Origin of the sequence: Vibrio sp. M260118, from assembly GCF_036533755.1 — a bacterium.
Lineage (GTDB): Bacteria > Pseudomonadota > Gammaproteobacteria > Enterobacterales > Vibrionaceae > Vibrio.
On record NZ_JATABG010000282.1, the window covers coordinates 1 to 4871 of the forward strand.

General features: G+C 45.3%; 4 protein-coding genes. 1 reads left to right on the forward strand and 3 read right to left on the reverse strand.

Annotated features, from left to right (window positions below; genetic code table 11):
* Window positions 1–386: LysR family transcriptional regulator (locus QTO00_RS14940; protein WP_331425499.1), on the reverse strand; the 386-nt coding region annotated here is incomplete at its 3' end.
* A 119-nt stretch (window positions 387–505) separates the two neighbouring features.
* Here QTO00_RS14940 and QTO00_RS14945 point away from each other — a divergent pair.
* A complete protein-coding gene (locus QTO00_RS14945; RefSeq protein WP_331425500.1) occupies window positions 506–2521 on the forward strand; it encodes an alkyl/aryl-sulfatase in 2016 nt (671 codons plus the stop codon).
* A 68-nt stretch (window positions 2522–2589) separates the two neighbouring features.
* Here the strand turns inward: QTO00_RS14945 and QTO00_RS14950 are convergent, their stop codons facing one another.
* Window positions 2590–3894: a dicarboxylate/amino acid:cation symporter gene (locus QTO00_RS14950; RefSeq protein ID WP_331425501.1), complete on the reverse strand. Its 1305-nt coding sequence runs from the start codon at window positions 3892–3894 to the stop codon at window positions 2590–2592.
* Between the two features lie 330 nt (window positions 3895–4224).
* Window positions 4225–4871: phospholipase D-like domain-containing protein (locus QTO00_RS14955; protein WP_331425502.1), on the reverse strand; the 647-nt coding region annotated here is incomplete at its 5' end.

Consider the following 4871-nt stretch of genomic DNA (forward strand, 5'->3'; position numbering starts at 1 on the left):
GGATGTAGCTCGATCTGCACATTACCGAGGGTTTGGTCCGCTTCAATTTTCGGCAACAGCATCAACATCATAGGTTCGGAAGTATAGACGACAAACCGACGTGAATTTTGCGTGCTAAAGGTTTCTAGTCCCTCCAGTGCGTTGGTAATTTGCGTCAGAGCAGGCTCTATTTGACGTGCAAATTCGTGAGCTTGATGGGTAGGTGCAATCCCGCGTCCGGAGCGGATAAACAGCTGAATACCAAGCTGCTGCTGCAAGCGCTTAAGTACACCGCTCACACCTGGTTGAGTTAATCCCAACACCTCAGCGGCTACTGTGATTGAACGATGCTGATATACAGAGAGAAATACCTTCAATAGGTTGAGGTCAATATTATTGTCGAGCAACGTCTTTCTCCAAACATAACAAATGGTGATGTTTAAAATAAAGTTACATGTATATATTGTTATGTGTCAACCGAATAAAGTAGCCCCTGTTCCCAATACAAGATTCAACGAGGCTCACTATGACAACCCGTTTTGCTCCTTCAGCGATTTCACTAGCACTTATCGTTTCATTCTCAGCAGCGGCGGATTACGCTAGCTTAGATACCTACCAAGGAAAGCCTGCAACTGAGCACACCAAGCAAGCAAATGAAGCGTTAGCAAAACAGTTGCCTTGGCAAGATGTGAGTGCATTTGAGCGTACGCAACATGGCCTAATTGCTGAATTTGGCACACATGCAGCAGGGGAGCTAAAGAACCGCTTTGAGTACATGGCAGATATGAGCGTTGACCAGTTACCTGCTTCCGTAAACCCTTCGATTTGGCGTCAAGGTATGTTGAACTACGCAGCAGGTGGTTTATACCAAGTGACGGAGGGCGTATATCAAATCCGAGGCGCAGACCTGTCGAATATGACCATTTACCGCACTGACAATGGCTATGTGATTCATGATCCACTGCTATCACGTGAAGCGGCTGCGGCGTCGTGGGAGTTCGCAAAACTGCATCTGCCTGCGATCAACGGTGAACATAAAATCACGGGTATGATTTATTCGCATATGCATGCTGACCATTTTGGAGGCTCTCGCGGTATCGTTGAATCGGGTGATTTTATCGAAGGTGCGCCAATCTATGCTCCGAAAGACTTCATTAAAGAGCTCGCTGACGAAAACGTGATTGCTGGAACAGCGATGAGTCGTCGCGCCAACTACCAATACGGCACAACACTAGACAACAACACCCAAGGCATTGTTGATAATGCGCTAGGTTTAGGCACATCACGTGGTGACGTTACTTTGGTTGCGCCTACTAAAGAGATACAAGACCGCGAAAAAGTCGTCACCATTGATGGGCTAGATTTCCACGCGATTAACATGCCGGGAGCAGAAGCACCTGCTGAGATCGTGCTTTACGTCCCTGAATATCGTTCGTTGAACACCGCAGAACTGACTTACGATGGTATGCACAATATCTACACTTTCCGCGGGGCAAAAGTTCGTGATGCTCTGGTTTGGACTAAGTATCTAACGGAACTTAAACTGCGTTACGTAGACAGTGGGTTGGTTGATAACATCCATGCCGCTCACTCAGCACCCGTGTGGAATGATCCAAATACAGACATCAATGAAATTTCTGACTACATGACGCTACAGCGTGATAATTATGGCTTTATTCATAACCAAGCGATGCGCTTAGCGAACCACGGTGTAACGATTAATGACGTAGGCCGTGAAATTGAGAAGATTGTTCCTCAATCACAGCTGGATACATGGCACACTAATGGTTATCACGGTTCATACAGTCACAATGCTCGTGCGGTTGTGAACCTGTATCTTGGTTACCATGATATGAACCCGGTCAACACCAACCCACTACAAACTCAAGATAAGTCTTGCGTTTATGTTGAGGCGGCTGGGGCACAAGCACTGTTTGCTGCAGGGCAAAAGCACTTTGAACAAGGTAACTACCAACAAGCTTCGCAACTGTTTAACGACTTAGTTCAGTGTGATCCAAGTAATATTGACTACCGATTTGCACTGGCAGATAGCTTCGAACAACAAGGTTACCAGTCAGAGACAATGGCGTGGCGCAACTCTTACTTGCAAGGTGCTGTAGAGCTAAGAACAGGTGAGATTCAGCCTTCAATCAAACTCGCGTCTCCTGATGTCATTGCTAACACACCAACAGGTATGTTCTTAGATTTCTTAGCGGTAAGACTAAACGCCGAGAAAGCAGAAAATGCTCAATTGGACTTTAGCTTTGCTGTTCATCACCCAGATTTGAATGAGTTCTACTTTGGAGAAGTATCAAACTCAAATATGGCTAATATTCAAATCGATGAGATGCCAACATCTGATGTGACGGTTGAGATAAACAAAACTGACATGACGGATATGGTACTTGGCAAAGTAACCTTAGAGCAGCTAACTAAATCTGGTAAGGCGACATTGAAAGGTGAGACTGCGCTAGTGAAGCAGTTAGTAAGCAGCCTAGATGATTTTGATGGCATGTTTGAAATACTGCCGATGCCGAATTAATCCCTCTTAGAAAGCAAAAAAACCGAGGACTCACATATCCTCGGTTTTGTTTTTCTTTGGCGCTTTCGTTAAGCTTCAGAATGTTTTAGATGAACTTCTTCTTCTTTTACGCCGGCCATTGGATCGTTAAAGCGGTCTTCGTCTAGAGCGCCTTCAGATTTGGCAACAATGATTGAAACTGCGCTATCACCCGTGATGTTTACTGCGGTACGGATCATATCCAGTAGACGGTCAACACCCATGATAAGAGCGATACCTTCAAGTGGTAGACCTACTTGGTTGAGCACCATAGCTAGCATGACAAGACCAACACCTGGAACGCCTGCAGTACCGATTGACGCTAGCGTTGCTGTCATGATAACCATCAGGTAGTCAGTCATGGTTAGGTCGATGTTGAATGCCTGCGCGATAAACGCGGTTGCGACACCTTGCATAATTGCTGTGCCATCCATGTTGACGGTCGCACCTAAAGGAACGGTGAATGAGGAAACGCGGTTATGGACACCCATGCGGTTTTTCGCTGTTTCCATAGTAACAGGAATAGTCGCGTTAGATGATGCGGTTGAGAAGGCGAACATCACAGCATCTTCCATTTTCTTTAGGAAGGTGATTGGGCTTAGACCTGTGAAGCCTTTAAGCATGACGCTGTATGTCACTAAACCGTGTAGCAGCAATGTGCCCGCAAGTACGACGAAGTATTCTGCTAGGTTTATGATGGCGCTTAAACCTAATCCAGTGAATAGCTTTGCCATCAGGAAGAACACGCCGTAAGGGGCTAGGTTCATCAAGATCGCAACCAACTTCATGATCACTTCGTTTAGATCGGCAAAGAATGAAGCAATGCGTTCACCTGGTTTGCCAGCAGCACTGATTGCAATACCAAATAGCACTGCAAATACGATAACTTGCAGAGTTTTACCTTCTGCCATTGCGCTGATTGGGTTGGTCGGGAACATATCGATGATCACCTGACCTAGAGATGGCGCTTCTGCTGACTTAAATGAGCTTGCTGCGGTAAGGTCTGCCCCTGCTCCTGGTTGGAACAGATTACCCATAGTTAGGGCTAGCGTGATCGCAATAGCAGTGGTTGCTACGTAAAATGCTAGGGTCTTACCACCCATTCTGCCAAGGGTTGATAAGTCTTTGAGTGAGCTTGTTCCGCAAACGAGTGAGACAAAAACAAGTGGGACAACAAGCATTTTCAAACTAGCGACAAAGATCTGGCCGCCTACTTCAAATAATCCATTTACAATATATGCATCGACAAATCCGTTGTCAGCAAAAAGACTGCGAATCGCAAATCCTGTCAAGATACCTGCGACCATGCCTAGTATTACGCGGCCGGTCAGCGACATTGGTTTCTTGGTATTCATAGTGAACACTCCTTATAGTTATGCACCTTGAGTTCATTTCAAGGAGAGCAGGAGGTTAGCAGCCAGACAAAAAAATCAAAAAGAAAAATGATCGAGTAGAGATACAGATGTGACACTAATCACTATAAATTTTGCTATTGTAACCAACTAAAAACTGATTATTCACTGTTTGATAGCAAAATTCGCTACTATTTAACCATTGTAATGAAAGGTCGTTACTTGTGTTGTTTTCTCATTACTTGAGAATCAAAGTGCATATGATGCTTGAAGCGGTGTAAAAGTGAATAGATAAGCGGGACTTATTCACTTTCGGAATGTTAAGTCAAGGGTTTACAGGTGATCCTCAATAGGCAGTAGTCCTGATAGCCAGGCTCCCATTTTTCGCCAAACACTGGCATCGGGCTCGGAAGTAAAGATCACGCCTGATAGTACGTCTTTCCATCCAAGTTGACCTTCATGAATCACGATTTGGTAGGCATTTTGGCTAAGGGTATCGGGTAACTTATTGAGTGACAGTAGTACAAACTCTGGTTGTTCTACCACATAAGCCATTTCGGTGTTGAGATGCGCTGAACGTGGGTCCCAGTTCATTGAGCCAACGAACAGTATTTTTCCATCAATCAGAATCATTTTAGCGTGTAAGCTAGAGCGGCTACTACCCGTGACCGTCCATTTGCTGTCTATATGAGCACTTGCTTTAGTTTCCCAAAGCTCTACGCCACCTTCAACAAGTTGCTGTCGATATTTGGCATACCAACCGTGAACAGCGAAAACATCGTTTGACGCTAGGCTGTTGGTGATGACCGTCACCTTAATCCCTCGTTTAGCAGCATCAACAAGGGCTTTTGCACCATATTCGGTTGGAACGAAGTAGGGCGAGACTAGCACGAACGAAGATTCTACGCTTTCCAATAGTTCAGTAAGGTTGTCGACCAACTGACTATGTTGGGTGTCGACTTTATCTGGTAGGTCGTACC

Coding starts and splice junctions, on each gene's coding strand:
- QTO00_RS14945 (WP_331425500.1), top strand. CDS start 506: ATGACAACCCGTTTTGCTCCTTCAGCGATTTCACTAGCACTTATCGTT.
- QTO00_RS14950 (WP_331425501.1), bottom strand. CDS start 3,894: ATGAATACCAAGAAACCAATGTCGCTGACCGGCCGCGTAATACTAGGC.